Raw genomic sequence first — 25,252 nt, 5'->3', positions numbered from 1 at the left:
TGGCGGAAATGCTGGGGGGCGCTCAAATGCCAACCGGCCATTGTCGCAAGTGCGACAATGGCCGGTGTCGGGATCATTCCCGGAAAACAGGTCAGCCGGGAGCGTCCGGATTGAGGGTGGTCTGGGTGTTCGCCCCACCGAAGCTGAACGGCCTTATGATGGCCTTGCACTCGTCGTTCCTGGCAAGGGTGGTGGCGGAATCACCGGGCAGGGGCTGGCCGGAGATGTAGGCCCACAGCCCGATCCGGGCATCGATGTCGGTCAGCCCCAAGGTGACCAGGGCGTTGTTGAGCCTGCGGCAGAACGTGGTGGCGTCGGGGTTCTTGGCGTCCTTGGCGGCCTTGGTGGTCGCCACGCCGACCACGTCCTCGTCCTTCAGATAGGTGGCGACGGTCTTGCCGGCGCCCACCGGTTCACTGAGGACGCGGGCGGGGGTGAGCTCGTTGATGACGTCGGTGGCGCATTTGGCATCCAGGCCGCGCAGCAGGCAGGAATTCTCGGAAAACAGCGAGCGGCGCCAGTCATTGATGCCGACGCGCCATTCCCCGATCTTGCGGGTGGGGTCCAGGGTCTCGGCCTGGCCGGGGGCATAGACGGTGAGGACGCCGCACGACTTGTTGCCGACCTGCGAAGGGCTGGTGATCACCCGGAGGGTCTCGCTGGCATTCTGCGAGAACAGCTCTCCCAGGGCGGCATCCCACAGCTTGGCTTCGGTTTGCAGGCGGTTCTGGTTGAGGGTGGTGAGAATCTTGGCCTCGGGGGCGATGGCGCCGGTCGCTACCTTGGCGACGCGCAGGCCGGCACTCAGCGCCGCGGTCTCCACCTTGTCGGAGACCTTGCCCTCGAACTGGACGTTGAGGGTGCTGCCGGGCTGCACCTTTATGAAGGTGTTCTGCCACATCATTTCCAGGTTGGTGGCGAAGCTTTCCCCCTTCTGCCCGCTCTCGTGCGACACGACGTAAAGGGGAACCGTGACGTTGCTGTAGGCGGGCTGGCTGTCCACGTTGATGATCGCCGACAGCGAGAACGAGGCGTTGGTGGACCACAGCGCCCGGATGATGGCGGGGCGGGTGCGGCTGTCATAGGACATGGAGGCGGGGGTGCCGGCGCTGGAATAGATCGCCCCCAGGCGGATGTAGTAGCTGCCCAGCTGGGAATTCAGCTTGGTGTCGGGGGTGACCGCCGAGCATTTGTTGCCCTCGTCCACCTTGAACCGGATATAGGGCATCGAGGCCTTGACGGCCCCCTTCTCGCCATCGGGCGCCAGCCGCTCGCCGGAGTGGGTGGCGCAGGCGCCAAGCAGCAGCGCCGGCAAAATCAGTGCAACTTTCATGTGTGCCATCTCTCCCTCCTGCGAGTGGTCATTCATCCGATGGACGACTCTTCACGCGTATTGGGAGGTGATCAACACTTTTGCGATTGTCTTCTGGTGTAAATCAACAAAAAGAATGTTCGATCACATTCCGTCAGCCAAAAGAAGAGCCCCGGAGAGGGCGGGTTCCTCTCCGGGGCGGTCCTCACACGCTTTTTGGAAGGGTTGGGAGATCAGCGCGTGAGGTCGAAGGAGATATCGCTCGAGGCGTCGGTGGCCTCGAAGATACGGTCCAGGATCTCCACCAGGACCCGCAGCGCGCCCTGGTAGCCCAGGGTGGGGAAGCGGTGGTGGTGGTGACGGTCGAAGATGGGGAAGGTCAGGCGGATCAGCGGAATGCCGGTGTCCTTCTCCAGGTACTTGCCGTAGGAGCTGCCGATCAGCAGATCGGTGGGCTCGGTGAACAGCAGCGAGCGCATGTGCCAGAGGTCCTTGCCGGCGTAGACCTTGCAGCCGGCGCCGAAGGGCGAGGAGGCCAGCAGGGCTTCCATGGCGGCGGTCCATTCCTTGCCGCCGTTGGTGGCCAGGCAGTGCAGGGGCTCGCAGCCCATTTCCAGCAGGAAGGCGGCCATGCCGTAGACGAAGTCGGGATCACCGAACAGGGCGACCTTCTTGCCGTGCAGGTAGGCCTGGCTGTCGGCGATGGCGTCGACCAGGCGGCCGCGCTCCTTCTCGATGCTCTCGGGGATCGGCTTGCCCGACAGTTCCGAGAACTTCATCAGCAGGGCGTCGGTGCCGGCCACGCCCATGGGATAGCGGAAGGTGGCGGTGGGCTGGCCCTTGGTCTCGATGTATTCCAGCGACTTGACCGAGCAGTCGTGCTGCAGGCCGATGGTGGCCTTGGCGTCGATGGCCTTGCGCACGTCGTCCAGCTTGGTGCCGCCGTCATACATGCGGTAGGTGCCGTCGGAGGGGGTGTCGTAGATGTCCGACACGTCGGAGATGAAGGTGTATTCGACGCCCATGGTGTCGAGGTAGCGCTTCAGCTCGCGGTTGTTGGCGACGGCATAGCCGTCGAAGCCCGGGATGATGTTGATCTTCTCGGTGACCTTGCCGCGGGTCTTCTCGGACTCGCGTTCCCAGAAGTAGTTGAGGATGCCCTTGATCATGTTGTCGTAGCCGGTGGTGTGGCTGCCGACGAACGAGGGGGTGTGGGCGAAGGGGACGGCGAAGTCGGCCGGGACCGCTTCCTTTTCCTTGGCGGTGGCGATGAAGGCCGACAGGTCGTCACCGATGACTTCCGCCATGCAGGTGGTGGAGACGGCCACCATCTTGGGCTTGTAGAGGCTGGTGCAGTTCTGCAGGCCGTCCACCAGGTTGTTCAGGCCGCCGAACACCGCCGCGTCCTCGGTCATGGAGTCGGACACGCAGGGCACCGCCTCCTTGAAGTGGCGGGCGAGGTGCGAGCGGAAGTAGGCGACGCAGCCCTGGGAGCCGTGCACGTAGGGCATGGTCTCCTCGAAGCCCTGGGCGGCGAACACCGCGCCCAGCGGCTGGCAGGCCTTGGCCGGGTTGATGACGGCCTTCTCGCGGGCGAAGTTCTTCTCGCGGTATTCCCAGGTCTTGGTGTACTCGGCCTGGGCGGCGACCGCCTCGTCGGTGGGGCGGCACTCGAACTGGGCCTTCTTCTCGGCGAACATCGTCTTGTATTCAGGCTCGCTGAACAGCGTGACGTGATCCTTGGTCTTTTCGGCGCTCTGAGGCATGACTTCTCTCCTTCTCAACTCCCCGCACCCCCGGCTTTTGGGCGGTGCGGGGAGGAGTTAAAGCAAAACAACGCGTTACAGGTCAGGATCGGAGGTTCAGGCGGCCTTCCAGGGGGCCTTGAACTTGCTCCAGACCGGGCTGTTGATGGCCATGTCCATGTCGCGGGCGAAGATGGCGAAGCCGTCATAGCCGTGATAGGGGCCCGAGTAGTCCCACGAGTGCATCTGGCGGAAGGGCACGCCCATCTTCTGGGTGGCGTACTTCTCCTTGATGCCCGATCCGACCAGGTCGGGGCGGATCTGCTCGATGAACTTCTCCAGCTCGTAGCCGGTCACGTCGTCATAGATCAGGGTGCCTTCCTTGACGTAGTGGCCGGTGCGCTGATAGTCGTCGTTGTGGGCGAATTCATAGCCGGTGCCGACGATCTTCATGCCCAGGTCTTCGTAGGCGTTGGCGACGTGACGGGGGCGCAGGCCGCCCACGTACAGCATCACGGTCTTGCCTTCCAGGCGGGCCTTGTACTTGGCGATCACGCTGTCGACCAGGGGCTGGTACTTGGCGATGACCTCTTCGGCCTTCTTCTGGATGGTCTCGTCGAACTGAGCGGCGATCTTGCGCAAGGACGCGGCGATCTGGCTCGGGCCGAAGAAGTTGTATTCCACCCACTTGATGCCGTACTTCTCTTCCATGTGGCGGCAGATGTAGTTCATCGACCGGTAGCAGTGGATGAGGTTCAGCTTGGCCTTGGGGGCGCGCGCCATCTCGGAGAGGGTGGCGTCGCCGGACCACATGCCGATCACGCGCAGGCCCATCTCTTCCAGCAGCTTGCGGCTCGGCCAGGCGTCGCCGCCGATGTTGTAGTCGGCGATCAGGTTGACGTCGTAGGGGCCGGGGACGAAGGCTTCCTCGGGCTGGGGCTTGTCGAAGACCCAGTCGCGGATGGCGTCGTTGGCGATGTGGTGGCCCAGCGACTGGGACACGCCGCGGAAGCCCTCGCAGCGCACCGGCACGATGGTCTTGCCGGTTTCCTTGTGCTTCTTCTTGGCGACGGCCTCGATGTCGTCACCGATCAGGCCGATGGGGCACTCGGACTGGATGGAGATGCCCTTGTTGAGCGGGAACATGGTGTCCAGCTCGTCGATCATGGCGTCCAGGTTCTTGTCGCCACCGAACACGATGTCGCGTTCCTGGAAGTCCGAGGTCACCTGCATGGTGACGAAGGAGTCGATGCCGACGGTGCCGTTGAAGTAGTTGCGGCGCTGGGACCAGGAATACTGGCCGCAGCCCACGGGGCCGTGGGAGATGTGGACCATGTCCTTGACGGGGCCCCACACCACGCCCTTGGAACCCGCGTAGGCGCAGCCACGGATGGTCATGACGCCGGGGATGGACTTGATGTTCGACTTGACGCCGCAGGAGGTGGTGCCTTCCTCCTCGGTCGGCTTGGCGACCGCGAGGTGCTTGGAACGGCGCTTGGCGGCCTTCTCCGGATACGCTTCAAGGACTTCCTTGATCAGCGCCTCGGCGGCGGCGGTATCGTTGGTGTAATCGAGGCTCATGGCCCTCTCCTTCAGTGTTTGAGTGGGCCCTCCACCCTTTAGGAGGGCCCGCCGTTTACCTGTGGATCAGCCCGCGCTGCAGAGGGACTTTTCCTTGGCCTGGAGCTCGGCCAGGGCCTGCTCGTCGGTCTTCATGATGCCGAACTCGATCAGCATGTCTTCCAGCTCTTCCATGGTGATCGGGGTCGGGATGGTGCCCTTGCCGCCGTTGGCATGGATCTTGGTGGCCAGCTGACGATACTCTTCAGCCTGCTTCGAGTCGGGCTTGTACTGGATCACGGTCTGGCGACGCAGCTCGGCGTGCTGGACGATGTTGTCGCGCGGCACGAAGTGGATCATCTGGGTGTTGAGGCGCTTGGCCAGGGTCTCGGCCAGATCCAGCTCGCGGTCGGTCTGACGCTCGTTGCAGATCAGGCCGCCCAGGCGGACGCCGCCCGAACCGGCATACTTCAGGATGCCCTTGGCGATGTTGTTGGCGGCGAACAGGGCCATCATCTCGCCGGACATGACGATGTAGATTTCCTGGGCCTTGTTCTCGCGGATCGGCATGGCGAAGCCGCCGCACACCACGTCGCCCAGCACGTCGTAGGACACGTAGTCCACATCGTCATAGGCGCCGTTCTCTTCCAGGAAGTTGATGGCGGTGATCACGCCGCGGCCGGCGCAGCCGACGCCCGGCTCGGGACCGCCCGACTCGGTGCACTTGATGCCCTTGTAGCCGATCTTCATCACGTCCTCGAGCTCGAGGTCTTCCACCGAGCCGGCCTTGGCGGCCAGGTGCAGCACGGTGTCCTGCAGCTTGGTGTTGAGGATCAGACGGGTGGAGTCGGCCTTGGGGTCGCAGCCGACGATGAGGATCTTCTGACCCATCTCGACGAGAGCGGCCAGGGTGTTCTGCGAGGTGGTGGACTTACCGATACCGCCCTTGCCGTAGAAAGCGATCTGACGAACCATGGGAATTTCCTTTCACTGGTTGGCCTTCAAAATTTGCTCGGCGAGGACTTGGTCACCGCCACGGCCTCCTCATCGCAATGGGCGTGCCAAGTTTATGTGCGGCGCAGCGGAAAAAATTAGTCGGCCAAAAACAATGCATTAGCCAGGTGTGTCGGGCTTCTGCCTGCTTTTTGTGCGTCTGTGCGGAATCCGACAAACCCCCGTTCCTGTGTTGCAACCCCAACAGGATCAGGGTTTTTCAGCCTTTCGCCCCGCTTATGCCAAAAGGTACGGGTCTTGCATGAGACGGTGCTGAACAACGGGGGCGAATCGGTTCATGAACGACGCGCGGGCACACAGCATCGGCCACAGCACCAACCTGATGGGTCTGTCCACCAGCCTGCTGGGCTCGGCGGCCTTCAACGAGGACCCGCGCGAGCTGCACATTTCCGGCGTGCGCGAGATGAACGGCCAGCTGTTCGAGATGCTGGGGCAGTCGGACGGCCTGATGGACGCCGGCGATGCCTTCTATAAGTACATGATGGCCATGTTCGGCATCGATCCCGAGCAGCAGGAGGAACTGAAGGGCTCGCGGCGGCGCTACCGCTCCAGCTTCCTGCGTCTGCTCAAGGGGTGGGGCTACGATTCCAACGGGCCCGAGGGCGCCGTGCTGAAGGGCTGGGTGGAAAGCCGCTTCGGGCTGTTCCCCACCTTCCACAAGGAGATGATCACCCGCTTCTCGACCCAGGGCTGGGCGACCTATGTGGACGAGAAGATGTCCAGCCGATTCCACAACAACTCCATCTATTGCCAGCTCGACATGCTCTACGAGTTCTGCCAGTGGGCCCTGGCCCGCTTCGCGGCCCCGGGCGAGCGGCACGTCACCTTGTACCGGGGCATCAACTCCTTCGACGAGCATCAGGTGGTCGAACGCCTGGACCGCAAGACCGTGGTGATGCGTCTCAACAACCTGGCGTCGTTCTCGTCGGACCGCGAGGTCGCCGACTGTTTCGGCGACACCATCCTCACCGCCCGGGTGCCGACGGTGAAAATCCTGTTCTTCAACACATTGCTGCCCGTCCACCCCCTGAAGGGCGAGGGCGAGTATCTGGTGATCGGTGGCGATTATCAGGTCAACGCGGCCTATTTCTGATTGGAACCTCCATGCGATTGCCATTCCTCGACCGATCACCCGCATCCGGCCCGACCCTGGAGGAGCGCGCGCTCGGCGCCTATCTGGGCTTCGCCGTCGGCGACGCCCTGGGGGCGACGGTGGAATTCCTGACCAAGGGCGAGATCCGCGAAAAGTACGGCCTGCACCGCAAGATGATCGGCGGCGGCTGGCTTCATCTGGCGCCGGGCCAGGTCACCGACGACACCGAGATGAGCCTGTGCCTGGGCCGCTCGCTGATGCGGAAGGGCGGCCTCGACCTCAAGGACGTGTGCGAGGAATTCGCCGCCTGGCTGAAGACCGGGCCGGTGGACGTGGGCAACACCTGCCGGCGCGGCATCCGCCGTTTCATCACCAACGGCAGCACCGAGGGCGGCTATTGCGAGGGTGACGCCGGCAACGGCGCTGCCATGCGCAACCTGCCCACCGCCCTGGCCACCTTGGGCAATCCGGCGCTGTTCGAGGAATGGACCATCGCCCAGAGTCACATCACCCATCACCACCCGCTGTCCGACGACGCCACCCTGGCGCTGGGGCGGATGACCCAGGCGCTGGTGGCGGGCCACGGCATGAAGGCGGCGCGCGACGAGGCCAACAGCCTGGTCGAGAAGCACAAATGCTTCAAGTTCGAGACCTTCCGCGGCCAGTCCACCGCCTACATCGTCGATACCATGCAGACGGTGCTGCACTTCTATTTCCTGACCGATTCCTTCCGCAACTGCCTGATCGAGGTGGTCAACCAGGGTGGCGACGCCGACACCACCGGGGCCATCGCCGGCATGCTGGCCGGGGCCACCTACGGCGTGCGGGAGATTCCCGCCGCCTGGGCGGGCAAGCTGGACAAGGCGGTGGCGGACGAGATTCGCGCCCAGGTGCCGGCCCTGCTGGCCCTGGCCGACACGCTCAAGAGCAAGACCTGAGGGAGAAGCGGATGATGGCTCTGGTCGTCTTCTATGAAAAGCCGGGCTGCAGCAACAATACCCGGCAGAAGCAATTGCTGTCGCGTTCTGGACATGACGTGGTGGCGCTCGACATTCGCGCCCAGGGCTGGACGCCCGAGGCGCTGCGGCCGTTCTTCGACGGCCTGCCGGTGGACCGGTGGTTCAACCGCGCCGCCCCCCGGGTCAAGTCGGGCGCGGTGGTGCCGGAGGCCATGGGGGAACAGGAGGCGCTGGCCGAGATGTGCCTGGACCCGCTGCTGATCCGCCGTCCCCTGATGGAGAGCGGCGGCCGGCGCATGGCCGGCTTCGACGAGGCGGAGGTGGCCCAGTGGATCGGGCTGGCCCGGACCGCCGAGCCCATCCCGGAGACCTGCCCGCGCAGCGACGGCGTCTGCTCGGTCCCCGGGCGGTAGGGCCTGTCCGGCGAGCCTGAATCGCACATCTTTCCCGCCGTCGCCCCCGGGCATGACCCGGGGGGCTGGATTGCCGGGACAAGCCCGGCAATGACGGCAAAAGGCGAGGGGGCCCCCCGGTCACACCGCCTTGACGCTGGAGAGGAAGGTCTCCACGTGCTTGCCCAGGCTGGTGCCGGATTCCTCCAGCACTTCGGCCACCTTGTACATGTTCGACGCCATCTCGCCGGTCAGGTGGGCGGCGGACGACACCTCGGTGATGTTGCTGGTCACCTCGTGATTGCCGTTGGCGGCTTCCTGGACGTTGCGGACGATTTCCTGGGTGGCGGCGTTCTGTTCCTCGACCGCGGCGGCGATGGAGGACACCACCTCGTCCACCCGGGCGATGGCGGCGCCCACCGTCTTGATGGCGCTGACGGCGCTTTGGGTGGTGGCCTGGATGCCGCCGATCTGTTCGGCGATCTCGCTGGTGGCCTTGGCGGTCTGGGTGGCCAGGTGCTTGACCTCGTTGGCCACCACGGCGAAGCCCTTGCCCGCCTCGCCGGCCCTGGCCGCCTCGATGGTGGCGTTGAGGGCGAGAAGGTTGGTCTGGGCGGCGATGTCGTTGATCAGGCTGACGATCTCGCCGATCTTCTGGGCGGCGGTGGACAGGCCCTCCACCGTGGCGTCCGCGGTCTGCACGCCGTCCACCGCCTCCTGGGTGATGCGGGTGGTGTCCTGGACCCGGCGGCTGATCTCGTGGGTGGAGGCGCCCAGTTCCTCGGCCGCCGAGGCCACGGTCTGGATGTTGGCGGTGGCTTCCTCGGCGGCGGCGGCGACGGCGGCGCTCTGGCGCGAGGTCTGCTCGGCGGCGGCGTGCAGGCTGGTGGAGGTGGCGTGGACGCTCTGCACCGTATTGTCCACCTTGGCGATCACCCGGCGGATCATCACGTCGAAATCGGCGGTGAGCAGTTCGCGCTTGCGGCCGCGGGCCACCTCGCGCTCCTGCTCGGCGCGGGCCTCGGCTTCCAGGCGTTCGGCCTGGATCATGCTGTCCTTGAACACCTGGACGGCGCGGGCCATCTCGCCGATCTCGTCCTTGTTGGCGGTGGCGGGAATCTCCACGCTCTTGTCGCCCGAGGCCAGTTTGGACATGGTGGCGGTCATGGCGTTGATGGGCTTGACGATGGAGCCGGCGATCAGCGAGGCCAGCAGCAGGCCGATCACGAAAGCGCCGCCCGACAGCACCAGATCGGTGGTGGTGGCGCGGCTGATGCCGCCGATGGTCTGTTCCTTCAGGCCGGAAAGCCGGTCCATCTGGGCGCTTCGGGTCTGGTCGGCCAGCTTGGCGATTTCTCCGGCCTCGCCGCGCATCACCGTGTTGGCCAGATGCTCGACCACCATGGTCTTGTCGACCATCTGCACGAAGGCGGCGGCGTAGCGTTCGGCCAGGGTGGCGGCTTCCTTGGCCAGCCGCTTGCGGCCGGGGTCCTGCAGACGTTCCTCCAGCGAGCGCGCCCGGAGCAGGAAGGCATCCAACTGCTGGCGGGCGGTTTCGGCCAGCTTCTGGGTGGGGGTGCTGGTGAAGCGGCTGGCCAGCAGCCGGGCCTGCATCAGGGCTTCCTGGGCCTGGAGGGTCTGGGCCGCCGCCTCGAAATCGCCGGTGGCCATGGCCGCCGCGACGATGCCGGCCAGGGCCTCGCGCGATTGCATGCCAAGGACACTCAGCTGCTCGTTGATCAGCTTTTCCTTTTCACTGCGGGCCTCGGCCATCTTCTCGAAATTGGCGGCGTAGGCATCGAGTTCCTTGGCGATCTTGTTCAGGTTCTCCCGCCGCGCCGGGTTGACCGTCTTGCCGGCCACTTCGGCGACATCCTTGCGAAGTCGCGCGAACAGCTCACGCGCGGCGGTGGCCGAGGCGGCTGTGCCGTCATTGGCGAAGGCGCGGACATTGCGCCGCGCCTCGGTGAAATTGCCCACCAAGACCGCCACCTGAACGGTATTGTCGCCGACCCTGGCGTATTCCTCCACCTGATCCTTGGCGGATATCAGGCCGCTGATGCCGATGGCGGCGACCAGGGCGAGCAAGGCGAGGACCAGTCCGAATCCCAGAAAAACCCGGGTCTTGACGGTAAAGCGGGAGAGAACCTGATCAAGGGCCATGACTTCCCCTATTATATCATTGGCGATGTATGTTTTGCGGAAGCCTATGAATAAAGCATCCCGTTCGATCGGACTTTATGGCATGTGAAACTGGCGGGCTATATGCGTAAATACTGTATATACTCCAGGGTGACAGGCTTCGTATTCTTCTGATCGGTGTATTACAAAAGAATGAAGGGGCGCCCCGCCGGGGACGCCCCTTCTCGATCTGCGAGCTTCCGCCACCTATCGCCGCAGATCGATCTCGACGCCCGGCTCGCCCGAGAATTCCACCAGGATATCCTCGTTCCGGACGATGTACTGACAGGCCAGCCGGTAGGGCGGCGGCATGTCGTTGGTCTCGGTATTGGCCAGCTGATCCTTGGTCAGCTTGCCATTGACCGAAAGGGTGAGCTTTTCCTTTTCGGTCAGATGAATGCCGGACGGGCGCTTGTCGTCCAGGATGGTGACCTTGATCAGGCACGAGCCGCATTCGCCGTCCTGGCACTGGCAGGGGATGGCGATTCCGTGCTGCTTGGCCACGCCCAGCAGGGTCTTGTTGTCGCCCGCCACCGCATAGACGGTGACGTCCTTTTCCAGGGTGGGGGCGCTGAACGTAACGTTGGCCATGAGTGTTCCTCTCTCCGGGTATGGTGGGTGGCGGGGGGTCAGGCTGGCTGTTGGGCGCTCATCAGCGCCACGGCCTCGGCCAGCGGCAGGATGATGGGGGTGATGCCCTCGATTTCCAGGAATTTCAGTTCGTTGCGGGTGAGATCCTCGGGCAGGACGGCATAGCGCGGCCCGCCCGAGCGCTTGGCGATCTGCCGGGCGAAGGTGCGCAGGATCTGGTCGTAGAAGCGGCAGCCCAGGAAGACGAAGCCGCGTCCCGTCCGCCGGTCCTTGACCACCCGGGGAATGGGTGTCCCGATGTCGATGTCGGTCAGGACCTCCACATAGTCGGAATCCGACACCAGCACGTCGCCGGTGGGCTGGGCGGCGCCGTGGGGCTTGTAGAGCACGGTGCGCCAGCCGTCGGCCACGTCGTCGGCGACGATGGCGCCATCGGGCGACACCGCCCTCGTCCAGACGCCGCCGTCCAGACGCCTTGCCTTGGAGCAGCCCTGGACGATGCCCCAATTGTCGCGGCCCGCTCCTTCGAAGGCCGCCTTCATGGCGCCGTCATACCAGGTGTCCACCACCAGGGGCAGGCGGGGCAGCCCGGCCAGCCAGCGATGCAGCGCGTTGGGTTCCGGCACCGGCTGGAAGAACCCGGCCATCAGCTTGTCCAGGGTGACGCGGTGCTTGTGGGTCTCGATGTACTGGGCGGAATGCCAGAGATTGTTCTTGATGCGGCCGGGCACGCCCACCTTGGCGCCGAGCGCCAGCGCCAGGGCGCGGGCGCCCACCGGCACCGGCGGCTCGGAATCCATCAGCAGCACGTCGGGCCCGAGGAAGGGGACGAGATTGCCGGCGGCGATCTCGGTTCCGATCTCGGCGAGCAGGGATTTGGGGGAGTCGAGCATGGCCGCGTCCTCCTTGCCGGGGCTCACTCGTCGTCGCCGCTGAGCTTCCGGGCGTCGACCGTGACGGGCAGCTTGGTGTCCGGCGGCATCTCCGGCATGGCGAAGGTCCAGCCGTTGGCGATCTTGATGGTGCCGCCCCAGATGCCTTCCTTTTCGGATTCGACGACGAATTCCTCCAGGTCCTTCTTGGGGACGTAGATTTCGTATTTCTCGCCGACCTTGCGCAGCATGACCTTCATGACGCCTTCCTCTCTTCTTCTTCCGCGCGCTCCAGTTCGTGGGCGCGCATGCCGACCAGACGCTCGCTTTCCAGGAAGTCCACGGCATAGACGTAGAAGCGGTTGAGATAGGTCCCCACCTGGGTGACGTAGCCCACTTCGCCCTTGCGGATCAGGAACTCCCCGATCCTGGAGCCGGGATAGGTGCCGTCATTGCGGACATCCCTGAGCGCCGTGACCTTGTCACCGCGCTCGTAAAGGGGCTTGTCCCACAGTTCGAAATTCGCGTCCTCGCTCATGACGGCACCCTTTCCTCGGAAGGTCAGCCCTGGACGATGCAGCCCTCGACCGGGCAGACCGCCTGGCACTTCGGGGCATCGCCATCGCACTCGGTGCAGGCGGACGCCTTGATGATGTAGACGCTGCCCTTGGAGCTGATGGCCGCGTTGGGGCACTCGAACTCGCAGGCGCCGCAGGACGTGCATTCGTCGGCAACGATCTTCAAAGCCATGATGTTCTCTCCTTCTCTCTAGGCAATATCCGCGGCGATGCCGCTTTGTCCGAAGCGGTCGGCGTACCAGCCGGCAACCGCCGTCTCGATGTAGTCGAAGGGATAGGCGTCGATGGCCTCGATGCCGGCCTTCTTCAGGTCGTCCTTGGGGCAGCGGCCGATCTTGGCCACGAACACCGTGTCGATGCCCTCCAGCGCGGCCAGGACCACGTCCAGCTTGTCGTCGTCGCCATAACCGCCGACGCAGTAATTGTCGGCCTTGCGATGGCCCGAGAAGCGCACGCCCCTGGAATCCACCTCGAAGATCTGGAATTCCTTGGCGTGGCCGAAATGCTGGTTGATGCGCCCGCCGCCCTTGGTGCAGACGGCGACCAGCTTGGTCGGAGCCTCGGTCACGGTTTCCGCCAGTTCGGCCTCGGCCCCGGCCAGCGCCTTGGCGCGGTCGGCGCGCTCGCGCTCCACCACCTCGCGGTAGAGGCGGCGGGGCTCGGGGTCATAGGCGGCGGCCACTTCCGGAAGCTTGTCCAGGGTGAAGTCCTGGGACAGATCCTCGCCCAGCATGCCCACCGCGTCGGCGCGGCACTGGCGACAGTGGCGCATCAGGTTGGCGCCGCCGGCCAGCTTGTCCTGCAGGTCCTTCAGCTCGGCGGGCTTGGGGCCGCGCTGGCCGGAAAGCCCGAAGGCGGTGCCGTGGGCCGGGTCCGAGATCAGCGGCATGACGTTGTGCAGGAAGGCGCCGCGCGCCTTGATCTCCTTGTTCACCTCGATCAGGTGCTGGTCGTTGATGCCGGGGATCATCACCGAGTTGATCTTGGTGAGGATGCCGCGCGCCGTCAGACCCTCCAGGCCCTCCATCTGGCGCTCGTGCAGGATGCGCGCCGCCTCGATGCCGGTGTAGCGCTTGCCCTTGAAGTAGATCCAGGGATAGATCAGCGCGCCGATCTCGGGGTCCACCATGTTGATGGTGATGGTGACGTGGTCGATGTTGTGCTGGGCCAGCTCGTCCAGGTGGTCGGGGAGCGCCAGGCCGTTGGTCGAGACGCAGTATTTGAGGTCGGGCAGCAGCTTGGACACCTCGCGGAAGGTGGCCGAGGTCTTCTTCCAGTCGAACATGGAATCGCCGGGGCCGGCGATGCCCAGGACCGAAAGCTGCGGCACCTTGGCCGCCACCGCCGCCACCTTGCGCGCCGCCTGTTCGGGCGTCAGCTTCTCGCTGGTGACGCCGGGGCGCGATTCGTTGGCGCAGTCGTACTTCCGATTGCAGTAATTGCACTGGATGTTGCACGCCGGAGCCACCGCCACATGCATGCGGGCGAAGTAGTGGTGGGCTTCCTCGGAGTAGCAGGGGTGGTCCTTGACCTTGTCCCAGATGTGGGCGGGCATGTCGCCCTGGCCCGCATCGGACCCGCAGGACTTGGAGGAACAGCCGCCGGTGGGCGCGGCCGGAGCTTCGGCGGGGACCATGGGTCCACGGACGATGCTGGAGAGAGAGATGACGTTGCTGGACACCGGCGGCCTCCTCGTCAGGGGTCTATGCCGGTTCCTCTGCAATGGCGATGCCAAGTGCTGCGACGCAATAAAATGGCGGAAATGCTTGGTTTCAGCCTTTGTCGCATCCCCGACAAAGGCGGCGGGGATGCGACAAAGGCCGGTTTTGGCCGTCTTACTCCGACACAGGGGAGGAGACGCGGCCGCCATCTGCGGGTGAAAGATGCTTCGCTGGCGCTCAGCATGACAAAGGGGGCGTGTCGCCCCCTTCCCGACAAACAAAAGAGAGGCCCGGAGGCATGGGCTCCGGCCGGGGGCCGGGGCGGGAGCCCCGCGATGGTCGGTCCTATCCCTTGCGCCGGTGGCGCGCCAGATACAGCGGCGTGCGCGATTTGGGAATCTTGTGGATGAAGTTGTAACGGGCCACGTGGTAGCTGGGATCGAAGCCGTAGAAGTTCAGCTTCATGTGCTCCAACTCCTCGGCGCGGTACTGCTCCAGGGGCTTTTGGGCCTCGTCGGCGGCGCGGGTCAGGCGCTTGGCGGCGAGGCGCTCGTCGAGGCCCGGGTCGGCGGCCAGGGCCTCGGCCATCTCCGCCACCAGCTGGCGGAACTCCGGGATGGTGCGGCCGAAGCGGCAGTCGATCAGGCCCAGGCGCTCGGCCTCGGCCGTGCCCATGGGCAGGCGGGCCTCGACCACCTGGGCGGCGTTCGCGGCGCCGCAGCGCCGGGGCAGCAGGTAGGTCCAGTATTCCGAGCCGTAGAGGTTGCCCATGCCCTTGTAATGGGGGTTGAGCACCACCGCTTCCCTGGCCGCCACCAGATCGGCGGCCAGCGCCAGGAACACGCCGCCCGCCCCGGCATTGCCCTGCAGGGCGGCCACGGTGAAATGGCTGGGGCAGGTGATGATCTCGCGGCAGAGATCGTTCATGGCGTTGATGTTGTCCCAGGATTCCCCGGCGGGGCTGGCGGCGGATTCGATGGTGCACAGATGGATGCCGTTGGACCAGAAATCGGGTCCGCCCATCAGCACGATCACCTTGGTCGGGCGCTCCGTGGCCTTGACGAAGGCATCCCGGAGGCGCCGGCACTGGTCGGTGCTCATGGCGCCGTTGACGAAGGGGAAGTGGAGGTATCCCACCCCGTGACGCTCGTCGTACCAGATGTCGTGATAGCCGGGGGCTTCCGGCAAATGGTCCAGCGGCCCCAGCACGTCGAGCGCCGGCAGTTTCAGCGCATGCTCTTCCCTGGCCCGCAGATGGCCGATCCATACCGCGCCGTCGGTGGTGGCCCGCGCCACCGCCGAGCCCGAGCGGGCGACCAGATCGCCCGGCTTGCCCGAAAGCCCCGTCGCCGCATGGGCGTCATGGAGGTAGACCGACCGGTCGAGAATGGAATCCAGCAGGCCCGGCGTGCCATCGGCGGAGCGGATCTTGCGCAGCACGGTGGCGGTGTCGTCCCGGCTCCAGTCGATGGCGCGCCGGGCCTGTTTGACCGCCGGCTTGAAGGGGGCCAGGGCGGGGCGACCGACCGGTCCGTCGGCCAGGCGGGCCAGCGCGTCCAGGACCGCTTCCACCGCTCCGTCGGCCACCTCGTTGCGATAGAGGCTGGACTTGGTGGCCTGACGCAGCGGGAAGGTGCGGCTGGCCCACACGGGGCCTTCATCCATGCCGGCCTCGGCCTGCAGCACGGTGACGCCCCATTCCTCGTGGCCTTCCAGGATGGCCCAGTCCAGGGCCGCCGGTCCCCGGTCGCCGGGTGGGCCGGGATGGACCACCAGGCACAGGTGGTTCTTCCACACCGCTTCGGGAATGGCGCGCTTGAGGAAGGGCGCGACGATCACGTCGGGCCGCGCCATCTCCACCGCCTGGAGGGTCACCGCGTCGTTGACGTCGAATTCGGCCGTGACGTGGTGGCCCAGTTCCGACAGCTCCACCCACAGGCGCTGGGTCAGCGAGTTGAAGGAATGGGCGAGAAGAAGGATTTTCATCGAGATTCTCCGCCTGTCACCCTGAGCGGCGCGAAGGGTCTTTCAGGCACGGACGGGGTAGTGGGTGAAAGATGCTTCGCGGTGCTCAGCATGACAACTTTCAGCAGATTCTCGGCAGCTGCTCGCCCGCCAGCCAGTCCACCACCCGGTTGCCGCCCATGCGGGTCTTCATCTGGACGAAGTGGTGGGTGTCTTCCCGGCACGCCCCGATACGGGCAGCGTCGGCGCCCAAGGGATGGGCGCGCATGATGTCGAGCAGGCGGGGGGCATCGGATTCGGCGCAGATGCAGATCAGCTTACCCTCGTTGGCGACGTAAAGGGGGTCGAGGCCCAGCAGTTCGCAGGCGCCCAGCACCTGGGGCTTGACCGGCACCAGCCCTTCCTCGATCAGCATGCCCACGCCCGACTGGCTGGCGATCTCGTTCAAGGTGGCGGCCAGACCACCACGGGTGGGATCGCGTAGGACGCGGATGCCCGGCACGGCGGCGACCATCTCGGCGACCATTGTATGCAATGCCGCCGAATCCGACAGAATCTCGGTCTCGAAGCCGAGGGATTCCCGCTGGCTCATCACCGCCACGCCATGGTCGCCCATGGTGCCCGACACCAGGATGGCATCACCGGGGCGCGCCAGATCGCCGGAAATCTCCACGCCGGGCGGTACCATGCCGATGCCCGCCGTGGTGATGAAGATGCCGTCGCCCTTGCCCTTTTCCACCACCTTGGTGTCGCCGGTGACCACCGGCACGCCCGCGTCCTTGCTGGCCTTGGCCATGGACTCGACGATGCGCTTCAAGTCGGCCAGCGGGAAGCCCTCCTCGATGATGAAACCCGCCGACAGCGAGAGGGGCCGGGCGCCGGCCATGGCCACGTCGTTGACGGTGCCGTGGACGGCAAGACTGCCGATGTCGCCGCCGGGAAAGAACAGCGGCGAGATGACATAGCCGTCGGTGGTCATCACCATGCGGCCGCCGGGAACGTCGAAGGCCGCCTGATCGTTGCGCTGGTTCAGCGCCTCGTTGTCGAAGGCGGCGACGAACAGTTCCTCGACCAGCTGGGCCATGGCGCGGCCGCCGCCGCCATGGGTGAGGTCGACGCGGCCGGAGGCGATGTCCAGGGGGCGGGGATGGGTACGGCGGGGCAGGGTCATTCAATGCTGTCCGGGAAGGGGAGCGCCCGTGGCGCGGGAATAGAGGACATCGGGACAAATGTCTGCGCCGTTGGGCCAGCAGATGGTCCCCAATTCAGGGTTGACCCGCACCTTGGCGAATTCGGCCGGGTCCTTCAGGGGGGCGAAGACGCCCTTGAAGGAGAGCAGGGTGGAGCAATCCACCTCGCCCTCGGAGCCGTCCTCGAAGCGCAGCCGGAGCTTGAAACCGTCAACCGAGGTGACCTGGACGACATCCCTGTGCATGACCTACTCCAGAGGCGCGATCTTGTTGAGCGGCAGGTCCTGGCGCGCCAGAGCCCAATCCTGTTCCAGCTCGTTCTTATGGGCCGTTGCCCATTCTATCACGAGGCCCATGGCCTTGGGCGGCAGGTTACCCTGGATGCAGGCAAGATCATTGATGCGGATCACCGCTTCGCGGTCGCCGTAGCGCACATGGAAATGGGGCGGCGCGTGGTCGTCGTAATACATGGCGATGATCATGCCGAGGAAACGGCTGATTTCAGGCATCGCTCTTCTCCAGGTCGCGGAAGCGGCCATAGGTCCAGTGGGCGGCGCAGGCGCCCTCGGCCGAGACCATGCACGAGCCCATGGGGTTCTCGGGGGTGCACACGGTGCCGAACAGCTTGCAGTCGGTGGGCTTCTTGACGCCCCTCAGGATGGCGCCGCATTCGCAGGCCTTGTTGTCGCCGGAATTGTCCCGGGGCACGTCCCAGCGGCGCTCGGCATCCCAGGCGGCATAGGGTTCCTTGAGGCGCAGCGCCGAATAGGGCACCATCCCCAATCCCCGCCACTCGAAGACGCGCCGAAGCTCGAACATGTCGGCCACCAGGGACTTGGCCTTCTCGTTGCCGTCGCGCGTCACGGCGCGGGCGAACTCGTTCTCCACCTCGAAGCGGCCGTCGTTGATCTGGCGGACCAGCATGCGGACCGCCTGCATGACGTCCAGGGGCTCGAAGCCGGCGATCACCACCGGGCGCTGGTATTCCTCGGCGAAGTACTCGTAGGGGCGCGAGCCGATGATGGTGGACACATGGGCCGGGCCGATGAAGGCGTCCAGCTTGACCGTCCCCAGTTCGCGCACCTCGGGGCTGTCGAGAATCTGGGTGATGGCCGACGGCGTCAGCACGTGGTTGCAGAACACGCTGAAATTCTTGAGATCCAGGGCCTGGGCCTGTTTGATGGCCACGGCGGTGGGCGGCGTGGTGGTCTCGAAGCCGATGGCGAAGAACACCACCTGGCGGTCCGGGTTGGCCTGCGCCAGCTTGATGGCGTCGAGGGTCGAATAGACCATGCGCACGTCGGCGCCCTCGGCCTTGGCCTTCAGGAGCGACAGTCGCTTGGACCCCGGCACCCGCAGCATGTCGCCATAGGTGCAAAGCGTCACGCCCGGCTGCTTGGCCAGCCAGATGGCGGCGTCGATGCGCCCGATGGGCAGCACGCAGACCGGGCAGCCCGGCCCGTGGATCATGCGCACATTGGCGGGCAGCAGGTCTTCCAGGCCGTAGCGGCTGATGGCGTGGGTATGGCCGCCGCAGAACTCCATGATGTGATAGGTGGAGCCTGGATCGGCCTCGGCCTTGATGGCCTTGGCGATGCTTTGCGCCACCTCGCCGTCGCGGAACTCGTCGATGTATTTCACGCCGGCAATTCCTCGCCCATCTCGCGGAACAGCTCCAGGGTGCGGGCGGCCTCCTCGGGGTCGATCACCGACAGCGCGTAGCCCACATGGACGATGACGTAATCGCCCGGCTTCACGTCGGAAACCAGGGCCAGCGAGATGATCTTGGAGACACCGCCCAGTTCCACCCGGGCATTGTCGTCGGGCAGGATCTCGGTGACCAGGGAGGGCAGGGCAAGGCACATCTGTTCGTTTCCCTCAATCTGTCATCCCGAGCTTGCCGAGGGATCTTTCAGGTACGGACGCGACCGGGGCTGAAAGATCCTTCACTTCGTTCAGGATGACATCAACAACAATCAACTCAACGCGGCGATCCAGGCCTGCCCCAGGGACAGGCCGGCGTCGCCGGGCGACACCTTGGCGGCCAGCAGCGGTGTCAGGCCGGCATGCGTCAGCTTCTCCACCAATCCGCCGGTCAGCACGCGATTGAGGAAGCATCCCCCTCCCAAGGCGACATAGGGCGTACCGGCGGCTTCGGCCACGTCGCAGATCCACTGGCCCATGGCCTCGATCAGGGTGCCGTGGAACAGGTTGGCACCCCGGACCGGGTCGGCGCAATGGGCGAGGCAGGCCAGCAGCGGCAGCAGGTCCAGCACTCCGTCCTGGAGGATCCAGCCGGTGGGCAGCACCTCGGGCCTGGTCACCAGGGCTTCCAGCGCCATGGGGGCCTGGCCCTCGAACTCGGCGATGGGGTGGATGCCGAGCAGGCCACAGGCGGCGTCGAACAGCCGCCCGGCCGACGAGGTTTCCGGGCTGTTGAGGCGCTTGTCCAGCATCTGCCCCAGCAGGGCGCTCGCCGGGATGTCTTGGAAGCGTTCGGCGATTTCGCCGCCGCGACCCAGGCGGTGCAGCGCGGCGGCCGCCATGCGCCAGGGCTCGCGCGCCGCCCGGTCGCCACCGGGCTGGGGCAGCAGGGCGAGGTGGCCCAGGCGGCGGTAATGGGCGCCTTCCGCCAGCAGCAACTCGCCGCCCCACGACTGGTTGCCGGGGCCAAGGCCGAAGCCGTCGAAGGATACGCCGATCACCGGCCCCTCGATGCCGTGCTCGGCGGCGATGGCCGCGGCGTGGGCGTGGTGGTGCTGGACCGCCACGGCCGGCAGGTCCAGGGAGAGGGCGTAGCGGGTGGAGTGGAAATCGGGATGGAGGTCATGGGCGACGCGCACCGGGGTCACGCCCGCTTCCGCCACCAGCGCCTCGATGGAGGCCTCGAAGGCGGCGATGGCTTCCGGCGTGCCGAGATCGCCGTGATTGGCCGAAATCAGCGCCTCCGCCCCCCGGGTCAGGCAGACTGAATTCTTGAGGAACGCGCCCACCGCCAGGGTCGGCGGCACTTCGCGCGGCAGGGAGACGATCTGGGCGATGACGCTCATCGGCAGGCCGCCGATGCCGAATGCACCACGAAGGCATGACGGCGCGAAGGGGCACGAAGAAGAGAGGAAATCCTTCCCTTTCCCTTCCTGTCCTTCGTGCCTTCGTGGTGAAAATTCATGGCCTCAGCCTTGCTCGATGCCCGCACGCGCGGCCGCCAGCTTCTTTTCCAGCAGCGCAACCTTGTGGGCCAAGGCGCGCTTCCTGCCCTCGTTGATCCAGGCCAGCCATTCGTCGAAGCCCTCGCCGGTGCGCGCCGAAAGCTGCAGGACGACGATGTCGGGATTGACCCGGCGGGCGAAGCCGATGCAGCGCTCCACGTCGAAATCGGTGTGGGGCAGCAGATCGGTCTTGTTGAGGATCATCATGGCAGCCGCGTGGAACATGTCGGGATACTTCAAGGGCTTGTCCTCGCCCTCGGTCACCGACAGGATCGCCACCTTGTAGGCCTCGCCCAGATCGAAGGCGGCGGGGCAGACCAGATTGCCCACGTTCTCGATGAACAGCACCGAATCGTCTTCCACCTTCAGCTTGGCGATGGCGCTTTCCACCATGTGGGCGTCGAGATGGCAGCCCTTGCCGGTATTGACCTGGATGGCGGGAATGCCGGTGGCGCGGATGCGGTCGGCGTCGAAGCTGGTCTGCTGGTCGCCCTCGATCACCGCCAGGGGGTAGCGGGACTTCAGCGCCTCGGCGGTGCGGCACAGCAGGGTGGTCTTGCCCGAGCCGGGGCTGGACACCAGGTTCAGGGCGAACACGCCGTGCTCGGCCAGCCATGCCCGGTTGCGCCCGGCGAAATCGTCGTTGTGGGACAGGATGTCCTTCTCGATCTGGACGATGCGCTTCTGGGAAAGGCCCGGCACGTGGACGCCGGCGATGCCCCTTCCGTAATGGATGTCCTTGTCGGAATCGTGGTCGTGGTGGTGATGGTCGTGACCGTGGGGGTGGTCATGGCTGTGATCGTGGCTGTGGCCATGATGATGTCCATGGTCATGGTCGTGGGAGTGGGAGTGGGAGTGTCCATCCACCTTGGCGTCACCGCAGCCGCACACCGTGCACATCACTCCACCTCCATTTCCTTGATCCGCATCTCCTCGCCCGAGGTCACCGCCAGCTTGGCGCCGCCGCAATCGGGGCAGAGATCCACCCGCGAGGTGACGTGGACCGATTTCGAGCAATCCATGCACCACGCGGTGCCGGGAACGCGGATGATCTCCAGCCTGGCCTCGGCGGTGAGCGGATTGCCGCGCGCCACCGCGTCGAAGCAGAATTCCATGCTTTCCGGCACCACGGTGGACAGTTCGCCGATCTCCAGCCACACCGTCTTGACCCGGGTGAAACCGTGTTGGGCCGCCTGATCCTCCAGGATGCGCACCACGCCCTCGGTCAGGCTCATCTCATGCATGGGGGCTGACCTCGACGCGGTAGGGGACGCAAGGGTCGAGGCTGGCGGCCAGCAGCGCGGTCCGTCCCGCCAGATCGGGGCCGGACGCGCCGATCAGTCCCCGGGCCAGGGGGCCGTCGGGGTGGAAGTTCCACTCGGTGGGGGCCAGAATCCGGTACGCGCTCAACAAACCCTCCCGCAGTTCCACCCGGTGGGCCAACAGGCCGCGCGCCGCGTCCACCACACCCAATCCGCTCCCGTCGCTTCGCGCCATGGGCAGGCCGCCGGAATCGTCCCCCAAATCATGCGCCAATTCCGCCACTTCCCGCAACGCCGCCGCCATCTCCATCATCCGGGCGGAGAAGCGGGGCATCAGGCCGGTGCCGTACTGGCCCATCAGCAGCGCCATCAGGGGGCGGCGGGACTGGCGGGCCAGGGGGCCGGTCTCGAAGACGACGCCATCGCAATGGGGGCGGGCGCGGTAGGACCCGTCATGGTCGGCCGCCAGCCGCGCCTCCAGGTCGGGCGGCCCGGCTTCGGGCATCAGGCAGGGGGCAACGGCGCCGAATCCTTCGAGATTGTCGTCCTCGATGCGGCTGATCAGGCGGTCGGCCACATCATCCGCCCGGGCCACGGCCTCGCCCAGGCCGCGAACCAGATCGGTCAGGGCCGCGCCATCGGGGGCCAGCCTGCCGCCGCCGGGAGCCGTCCAGTCGCCGGCGGGATAAAGCGCCTTGCGCGCCGCCATGATCAGCGGGCGCAGCGGCTTCAGCCCGTCGAGGTCGGGGCTCTCGTCCAAGAGGGCGGGCCAGTCGCGCAAGGCGGCGGCGGCGTGCTCGACGACCACCTCCACCTGGCACAGGATGCGCCGGGCCGTCCGCTGGGCGGGGGCCGGCTGGATGCCGGCGGCGTTCTCCACCGCCTGCAGGCCGGCGAGGCCCTGGGCGGTGCCGCACAGGGAATAGAGGGTGGGCAACAGGGCCAGGACCTGGGCCGGCTGGCGGCCGTTCAGCATGTCCGAGGCCTTGACCAGACGGCTGGAGGCGATCTCCACCCGTCCGACTCGGTCCCCCTCCAGATGGAGCGTGATGGCGAGGCTGGACTCCACCGGCAGCATCAGGCCTGCCCGGTGGCCAGAACCTCGGTGAGATAGGCCAGCGCCTCGGCGGCCGTCTCGGGATCGACCTTTTCGGCGGCGAAGCTGCCGCCGGGGCCGAGCAGGACGTAGTCGCCCACCGCCACCTCTTCGTCCAGCAGCATCAGGCTGGTGGTGCGCAGCGCCCCGAAGGCCTCGACCGTGGCGATTCCGTTGTCGATGGCGGTGATGCGCGAAGGCACGGCCATGCACATGGTCTCAGGCCGCCTTCCTGCGCACCTGGACGCCGATCCCGGCCAGTTCGCCGGCCAGCAGTTCCACCAGCTCGGGCAGGCGGGCGCCCACGGTGGGGGTGGGCTCCATGGACAGGTCGAAGGACAGGGGTTCGACCCCGAACAGCACGATGTTCCTGGGCATCAGGCCGTGGAAATTCAAAGCGCCCAGCATGTCGGACAGGCCGACCTGATGGGGCGAGATGCGGGTCTTGAAGAAGGCGGGAATCTGGTCGCCGGTCAGCCGCGTGATGGTGCCGGGCTCCTTCTTCGAGCGCATGCAATCGGCGATGATCAGATGGTCGGCCTCGGAGACCTGATCCAGGCAATCCATGCCCGACGTGCCGCCGTCGATGACCTCCACCTCCTGGGGGAGATCGTAGAGCTCCACCAGCCTGTTCACGGCGTGGACGCCGATTCCTTCATCGGAGAGCAGGATGTTGCCGACGCCGAGAACAACGATGCGCATGGCTTGGGAATCCATCAAATGAAAGGCCTCCTTATCCCGTCATGCCCGGACTTGATCCGGGCATCCATGCCGTGCCGCAGGTCCGGCGCTTTCCGGGGCGGCACCGCGTGGATGGCCGGGACGAGCCCGGCCATGACGCGATCGGGGAAGCGTACTAGAGCGCCTTGACCTGCACCACTTCCTTGTTGTCCTCGACCACGTGCACGGCACAGGCCAGGCAGGGGTCGAAGGAGTGGACGGTGCGCAGCACTTCCAGCGGCAACTCGGCATCGGCGATGGGGTTGTCCATCAGCGAGGCCTCGTAGGGGCCGATGTTGTCGTTGTCGTCGCGCGGGCCGGCGTTCCAGGTGGACGGCACCACGCACTGGTAGTTGGCGATCTTGCCGTCGCGGATCACCGTCCAGTGGGACAGCAGGCCGCGGGGCGCCTCGTGGAAGCCGTAGCCCATGACCTCGCCCTTGGGGAAGGTGGGCTTGTTGAAGGTCTTGGTGTCGCCCTTGCCGATATTGTCGAGCAGGGCCTGCCAGTTCTGCACCATGACCTCCTGCATCACGCCGGCGCGCACGGCGCGGGCGGCGTGACGGCCGATGGTGGAGTGCAGCGCCGCCAGCGGGATCTTCGAGCCCAGGAGCGACGAGGCGGTGTCCAGCACCTTGTTGGCATAGCCGATGGTCGGCTGGTGGCCGGCGGCGACGCCCGCCAGCACGCTGGCCAGCGGACCCACCTGGGCGCGCTTGCCGTAGAAGGTGGGGGCCTTCAGCCAGGAATACTTCCCGTCATCCTGGAAGTCGGTGTACTTGGGCTTGGTCTCGCCCTTGTAGGGGTGCAGCGGGCCGGGCTTGGAATACTCGTACCAGGCATGCTTGACCCCTTCCTCGACGCCGTCGCGCAAATAGGCGTCGCCGAAGGCGGTGATGGGCTTGTACTGGGCCAGGTCGGCATTGGGGATGTAGCCGCCGGGAACCAGGAACTGGGTGCCCTTCGAGTCCATGGGGAAGTCGGGGCACGACAGGTAGTTGGTGACGCCGGCGCCGTACTTGGTCCAGTCGGCGTAGAAGGCGCCGATGGCGGCGATGTCCACCAGATAGACCTTGCGGATGAAGTCGCCCAGCGCGTCCATGTGCATCTTGAGCTTCAAGAGGCGCTCGACGGTCAGCACCGACTGGCTGTCGGTGGCGATGGGGTTGGACACGCCGCCCACCGCCACGTTCTGGATGTGGGGCGACTTGGAGCCCAGCAGGGTGACGATCTTGTTGGCGTGGCGCTGGGCGTCCAGGGCCTGGAGGTAGTGGGCCACCGCCAGCAGGTTCACTTCCGGCGACAGCTTCATGGCCGGATGGCCCCAATAGCCGTTGGTGAACGGACCCAGCTGGCCGGTGCCGACGAAGCTCTTCAGCTTCTCCAGGGTCTGGATCATGACGTGCTTGTTGTTCAGCGGCCAGTCCGACAGGCTTTCCGCCAACTGGGCGGTCTTCAGCGGATCGGCCTTGAGCGCCGAGACCACGTCCACCCAGTCCAGGGCCGACAGGTGGTAGAAGTGCACGATGTGATCATGGATGGCATGGGCCGAGATGATCATGTTGCGGATGAACTGGGCGTTCACCGGCACTTCCAGATTGAGGGCGTTCTCCACCGCGCGGACCGAGGTCATGGCGTGGACGGTGGTGCACACGCCGCAGATGCGCTGGGTGATGGCCCAGGCGTCGCGCGGGTCGCGGCCCAGCAGGATCAGCTCGACGCCGCGCCACATCTGGCCCGACGACCAAGCCTTGGTGACCTTGCCGCCGTCGACCTCGACGTCGATGCGCAGATGGCCTTCAATCCGGGTGATGGGATCGATGGTGATTCTCTTGGACACTGCTCAGGTCTC

Annotated in this window: 27 protein-coding genes; 3 read left to right on the top strand and 24 right to left on the bottom strand. The window is 65.9% G+C overall.

All coding sequences use genetic code 11. The features are described from left to right. Positions 1–91: 91 nt before the first annotated feature. The 4 genes from ACV4UZ_RS06140 to nifH all read right to left on the bottom strand — a co-directional run bounded on the left by ACV4UZ_RS06140 (position 92) and on the right by nifH (position 5,598). Entirely contained in the window at positions 92–1,342 is a 1,251-nt protein-coding gene (locus tag ACV4UZ_RS06140; RefSeq protein ID WP_491600023.1) for a hypothetical protein, read from the bottom strand. A 203-nt stretch (positions 1,343–1,545) separates the two neighbouring features. Continuing rightward, positions 1,546–3,078 carry a nitrogenase molybdenum-iron protein subunit beta gene (gene nifK / locus ACV4UZ_RS06135; protein WP_491600022.1) on the bottom strand — a complete coding sequence of 511 codons (1,533 nt, stop codon included), beginning with the start codon at positions 3,076–3,078 and terminating at the stop codon, positions 1,546–1,548. Between the two features lie 96 nt (positions 3,079–3,174). Then, entirely contained in the window at positions 3,175–4,638 is a 1,464-nt protein-coding gene (nifD, locus tag ACV4UZ_RS06130) for a nitrogenase molybdenum-iron protein alpha chain (RefSeq protein WP_491600021.1), read from the bottom strand. A gap of 66 nt (positions 4,639–4,704) precedes the next feature. After that, positions 4,705–5,598, bottom strand: a complete 894-nt coding sequence (gene nifH / locus ACV4UZ_RS06125) for a nitrogenase iron protein (RefSeq protein ID WP_491600157.1) — start codon at positions 5,596–5,598, stop codon at positions 4,705–4,707. 310 nt (positions 5,599–5,908) lie between these two features. On the opposite strand from nifH, the gene ACV4UZ_RS06120 reads away from it, so the two are divergent. Genes ACV4UZ_RS06120 through ACV4UZ_RS06110 form a run of 3 tightly spaced genes read left to right on the top strand, consistent with a single transcriptional unit; the run spans position 5,909 to position 8,096 of the window. After that, the gene (locus tag ACV4UZ_RS06120; protein ID WP_491600020.1) at positions 5,909–6,724 is read left to right on the top strand and encodes an NAD(+)--dinitrogen-reductase ADP-D-ribosyltransferase; all 816 of its coding nucleotides are present in this window, start codon (positions 5,909–5,911) and stop codon (positions 6,722–6,724) included. A gap of 11 nt (positions 6,725–6,735) precedes the next feature. Next, the gene (gene draG, locus ACV4UZ_RS06115; RefSeq protein ID WP_491600019.1) at positions 6,736–7,662 is read left to right on the top strand and encodes an ADP-ribosyl-[dinitrogen reductase] hydrolase; all 927 of its coding nucleotides are present in this window, start codon (positions 6,736–6,738) and stop codon (positions 7,660–7,662) included. 14 nt (positions 7,663–7,676) lie between these two features. Beyond that, on the top strand, positions 7,677–8,096 hold the full coding sequence (locus ACV4UZ_RS06110; protein WP_491600156.1) for an ArsC/Spx/MgsR family protein: 420 nt from the start codon (positions 7,677–7,679) through the stop codon (positions 8,094–8,096). Positions 8,097–8,216: 120 nt separating this feature from the next. On the opposite strand, the gene ACV4UZ_RS06105 is transcribed toward ACV4UZ_RS06110, so the two are convergent. The 20 genes from ACV4UZ_RS06105 to ACV4UZ_RS06010 form a co-directional block, all read right to left on the bottom strand. Next, entirely contained in the window at positions 8,217–10,238 is a 2,022-nt protein-coding gene (locus tag ACV4UZ_RS06105; RefSeq protein ID WP_491600018.1) for a methyl-accepting chemotaxis protein, read from the bottom strand. 225 nt (positions 10,239–10,463) lie between these two features. After that, positions 10,464–10,847: a 2Fe-2S iron-sulfur cluster-binding protein gene (locus ACV4UZ_RS06100; protein WP_491600017.1), complete on the bottom strand. Its 384-nt coding sequence runs from the start codon at positions 10,845–10,847 to the stop codon at positions 10,464–10,466. Positions 10,848–10,885: 38 nt separating this feature from the next. After that, positions 10,886–11,740: an SIR2 family NAD-dependent protein deacylase gene (locus tag ACV4UZ_RS06095; RefSeq protein ID WP_491600016.1), complete on the bottom strand. Its 855-nt coding sequence runs from the start codon at positions 11,738–11,740 to the stop codon at positions 10,886–10,888. Between the two features lie 23 nt (positions 11,741–11,763). Continuing rightward, positions 11,764–11,979: a putative nitrogen fixation protein NifT gene (nifT, locus tag ACV4UZ_RS06090; protein ID WP_491600015.1), complete on the bottom strand. Its 216-nt coding sequence runs from the start codon at positions 11,977–11,979 to the stop codon at positions 11,764–11,766. Continuing rightward, the gene (locus ACV4UZ_RS06085) at positions 11,976–12,257 is read right to left on the bottom strand and encodes a nitrogen fixation protein NifZ (RefSeq protein ID WP_491600014.1); all 282 of its coding nucleotides are present in this window, start codon (positions 12,255–12,257) and stop codon (positions 11,976–11,978) included. The genes nifT and ACV4UZ_RS06085 overlap by 4 nt, the downstream gene beginning before the upstream one ends. 23 nt (positions 12,258–12,280) lie before the next feature. Continuing rightward, complete coding sequence (locus ACV4UZ_RS06080; protein WP_491600013.1) at positions 12,281–12,469, bottom strand: 4Fe-4S binding protein; 189 nt, start codon at positions 12,467–12,469, stop codon at positions 12,281–12,283. Positions 12,470–12,487: 18 nt separating this feature from the next. Then, a complete protein-coding gene (nifB, locus tag ACV4UZ_RS06075) occupies positions 12,488–13,978 on the bottom strand; it encodes a nitrogenase cofactor biosynthesis protein NifB (protein WP_491600012.1) in 1,491 nt (496 codons plus the stop codon). Between the two features lie 325 nt (positions 13,979–14,303). After that, positions 14,304–15,944 (bottom strand): hydrogenase maturation protein, encoded by a 1,641-nt coding sequence (locus ACV4UZ_RS06070; RefSeq protein ID WP_491600011.1) that lies wholly within the window; start codon positions 15,942–15,944, stop codon positions 14,304–14,306. A 100-nt stretch (positions 15,945–16,044) separates the two neighbouring features. Beyond that, positions 16,045–17,094, bottom strand: coding sequence for a hydrogenase expression/formation protein HypE (gene hypE, locus ACV4UZ_RS06065; protein WP_491600010.1), 1,050 nt, complete (start codon positions 17,092–17,094; stop codon positions 16,045–16,047). Then, entirely contained in the window at positions 17,095–17,358 is a 264-nt protein-coding gene (locus tag ACV4UZ_RS06060; RefSeq protein ID WP_491600009.1) for a DUF2442 domain-containing protein, read from the bottom strand. Between the two features lie 3 nt (positions 17,359–17,361). Further along, positions 17,362–17,622, bottom strand: coding sequence for a DUF4160 domain-containing protein (locus ACV4UZ_RS06055; RefSeq protein ID WP_491600008.1), 261 nt, complete (start codon positions 17,620–17,622; stop codon positions 17,362–17,364). Then, a complete protein-coding gene (gene hypD, locus ACV4UZ_RS06050) occupies positions 17,615–18,754 on the bottom strand; it encodes a hydrogenase formation protein HypD (RefSeq protein ID WP_491600007.1) in 1,140 nt (379 codons plus the stop codon). Before hypD ends, ACV4UZ_RS06055 begins: the two co-directional genes overlap by 8 nt. After that, positions 18,751–18,978, bottom strand: coding sequence for a HypC/HybG/HupF family hydrogenase formation chaperone (locus ACV4UZ_RS06045; RefSeq protein WP_085375368.1), 228 nt, complete (start codon positions 18,976–18,978; stop codon positions 18,751–18,753). The genes hypD and ACV4UZ_RS06045 overlap by 4 nt, the downstream gene beginning before the upstream one ends. A gap of 111 nt (positions 18,979–19,089) precedes the next feature. Then, a complete protein-coding gene (locus ACV4UZ_RS06040) occupies positions 19,090–20,163 on the bottom strand; it encodes a Kae1-like domain-containing protein (RefSeq protein WP_491600006.1) in 1,074 nt (357 codons plus the stop codon). Positions 20,164–20,286: 123 nt separating this feature from the next. Beyond that, entirely contained in the window at positions 20,287–21,222 is a 936-nt protein-coding gene (hypB, locus tag ACV4UZ_RS06035; protein WP_491600005.1) for a hydrogenase nickel incorporation protein HypB, read from the bottom strand. Beyond that, positions 21,222–21,566 (bottom strand): hydrogenase maturation nickel metallochaperone HypA, encoded by a 345-nt coding sequence (gene hypA, locus ACV4UZ_RS06030; RefSeq protein WP_491600004.1) that lies wholly within the window; start codon positions 21,564–21,566, stop codon positions 21,222–21,224. Before hypA ends, hypB begins: the two co-directional genes overlap by 1 nt. Beyond that, positions 21,559–22,662 carry a nickel-dependent hydrogenase large subunit gene (locus ACV4UZ_RS06025; protein WP_491600003.1) on the bottom strand — a complete coding sequence of 368 codons (1,104 nt, stop codon included), beginning with the start codon at positions 22,660–22,662 and terminating at the stop codon, positions 21,559–21,561. Before ACV4UZ_RS06025 ends, hypA begins: the two co-directional genes overlap by 8 nt. Next, positions 22,662–22,889, bottom strand: coding sequence for a HypC/HybG/HupF family hydrogenase formation chaperone (locus ACV4UZ_RS06020; RefSeq protein ID WP_237051411.1), 228 nt, complete (start codon positions 22,887–22,889; stop codon positions 22,662–22,664). Before ACV4UZ_RS06020 ends, ACV4UZ_RS06025 begins: the two co-directional genes overlap by 1 nt. Positions 22,890–22,899: 10 nt before the next feature. Beyond that, positions 22,900–23,397 (bottom strand): HyaD/HybD family hydrogenase maturation endopeptidase, encoded by a 498-nt coding sequence (locus tag ACV4UZ_RS06015; protein WP_491600002.1) that lies wholly within the window; start codon positions 23,395–23,397, stop codon positions 22,900–22,902. Between the two features lie 139 nt (positions 23,398–23,536). After that, a complete protein-coding gene (locus tag ACV4UZ_RS06010) occupies positions 23,537–25,240 on the bottom strand; it encodes a nickel-dependent hydrogenase large subunit (protein WP_491600001.1) in 1,704 nt (567 codons plus the stop codon). Between the last annotated feature and the right edge of the window lie 12 nt (positions 25,241–25,252).

This window comes from Paramagnetospirillum sp. (genome assembly GCF_058402745.1).
The sequence above is the reverse complement of the archived record's forward strand: the minus strand, read 5'-3'. Positions and strand labels throughout refer to the sequence as shown.

What these genes read in the sequence shown, in the direction of transcription:
- ACV4UZ_RS06110 (WP_491600156.1), top strand. Translation starts at nt 7,677, where the DNA reads ATGGCTCTGGTCGTCTTCTATGAAAAGCCGGGCTGCAGCAACAATACC.
- ACV4UZ_RS06020 (WP_237051411.1), bottom strand. Translation starts at nt 22,889, where the DNA reads ATGGCCGTGCCTTCGCGCATCACCGCCATCGACAACGGAATCGCCACG.
- ACV4UZ_RS06025 (WP_491600003.1), bottom strand. Translation starts at nt 22,662, where the DNA reads ATGCTGCCGGTGGAGTCCAGCCTCGCCATCACGCTCCATCTGGAGGGG.
- ACV4UZ_RS06015 (WP_491600002.1), bottom strand. Translation starts at nt 23,397, where the DNA reads ATGGATTCCCAAGCCATGCGCATCGTTGTTCTCGGCGTCGGCAACATC.
- draG (WP_491600019.1), top strand. Translation starts at nt 6,736, where the DNA reads ATGCGATTGCCATTCCTCGACCGATCACCCGCATCCGGCCCGACCCTG.
- ACV4UZ_RS06140 (WP_491600023.1), bottom strand. Translation starts at nt 1,342, where the DNA reads ATGGCACACATGAAAGTTGCACTGATTTTGCCGGCGCTGCTGCTTGGC.
- ACV4UZ_RS06040 (WP_491600006.1), bottom strand. Translation starts at nt 20,163, where the DNA reads ATGAGCGTCATCGCCCAGATCGTCTCCCTGCCGCGCGAAGTGCCGCCG.
- nifK (WP_491600022.1), bottom strand. Translation starts at nt 3,078, where the DNA reads ATGCCTCAGAGCGCCGAAAAGACCAAGGATCACGTCACGCTGTTCAGC.
- ACV4UZ_RS06070 (WP_491600011.1), bottom strand. Translation starts at nt 15,944, where the DNA reads ATGAAAATCCTTCTTCTCGCCCATTCCTTCAACTCGCTGACCCAGCGC.
- hypE (WP_491600010.1), bottom strand. Translation starts at nt 17,094, where the DNA reads ATGACCCTGCCCCGCCGTACCCATCCCCGCCCCCTGGACATCGCCTCC.
- ACV4UZ_RS06060 (WP_491600009.1), bottom strand. Translation starts at nt 17,358, where the DNA reads ATGCACAGGGATGTCGTCCAGGTCACCTCGGTTGACGGTTTCAAGCTC.
- nifT (WP_491600015.1), bottom strand. Translation starts at nt 11,979, where the DNA reads ATGAAGGTCATGCTGCGCAAGGTCGGCGAGAAATACGAAATCTACGTC.
- nifD (WP_491600021.1), bottom strand. Translation starts at nt 4,638, where the DNA reads ATGAGCCTCGATTACACCAACGATACCGCCGCCGCCGAGGCGCTGATC.
- ACV4UZ_RS06105 (WP_491600018.1), bottom strand. Translation starts at nt 10,238, where the DNA reads ATGGCCCTTGATCAGGTTCTCTCCCGCTTTACCGTCAAGACCCGGGTT.
- ACV4UZ_RS06100 (WP_491600017.1), bottom strand. Translation starts at nt 10,847, where the DNA reads ATGGCCAACGTTACGTTCAGCGCCCCCACCCTGGAAAAGGACGTCACC.
- hypA (WP_491600004.1), bottom strand. Translation starts at nt 21,566, where the DNA reads ATGCATGAGATGAGCCTGACCGAGGGCGTGGTGCGCATCCTGGAGGAT.
- ACV4UZ_RS06095 (WP_491600016.1), bottom strand. Translation starts at nt 11,740, where the DNA reads ATGCTCGACTCCCCCAAATCCCTGCTCGCCGAGATCGGAACCGAGATC.
- ACV4UZ_RS06045 (WP_085375368.1), bottom strand. Translation starts at nt 18,978, where the DNA reads ATGTGCCTTGCCCTGCCCTCCCTGGTCACCGAGATCCTGCCCGACGAC.
- ACV4UZ_RS06080 (WP_491600013.1), bottom strand. Translation starts at nt 12,469, where the DNA reads ATGGCTTTGAAGATCGTTGCCGACGAATGCACGTCCTGCGGCGCCTGC.
- ACV4UZ_RS06055 (WP_491600008.1), bottom strand. Translation starts at nt 17,622, where the DNA reads ATGCCTGAAATCAGCCGTTTCCTCGGCATGATCATCGCCATGTATTAC.
- ACV4UZ_RS06085 (WP_491600014.1), bottom strand. Translation starts at nt 12,257, where the DNA reads ATGAGCGAGGACGCGAATTTCGAACTGTGGGACAAGCCCCTTTACGAG.
- hypB (WP_491600005.1), bottom strand. Translation starts at nt 21,222, where the DNA reads ATGTGCACGGTGTGCGGCTGCGGTGACGCCAAGGTGGATGGACACTCC.
- ACV4UZ_RS06120 (WP_491600020.1), top strand. Translation starts at nt 5,909, where the DNA reads ATGAACGACGCGCGGGCACACAGCATCGGCCACAGCACCAACCTGATG.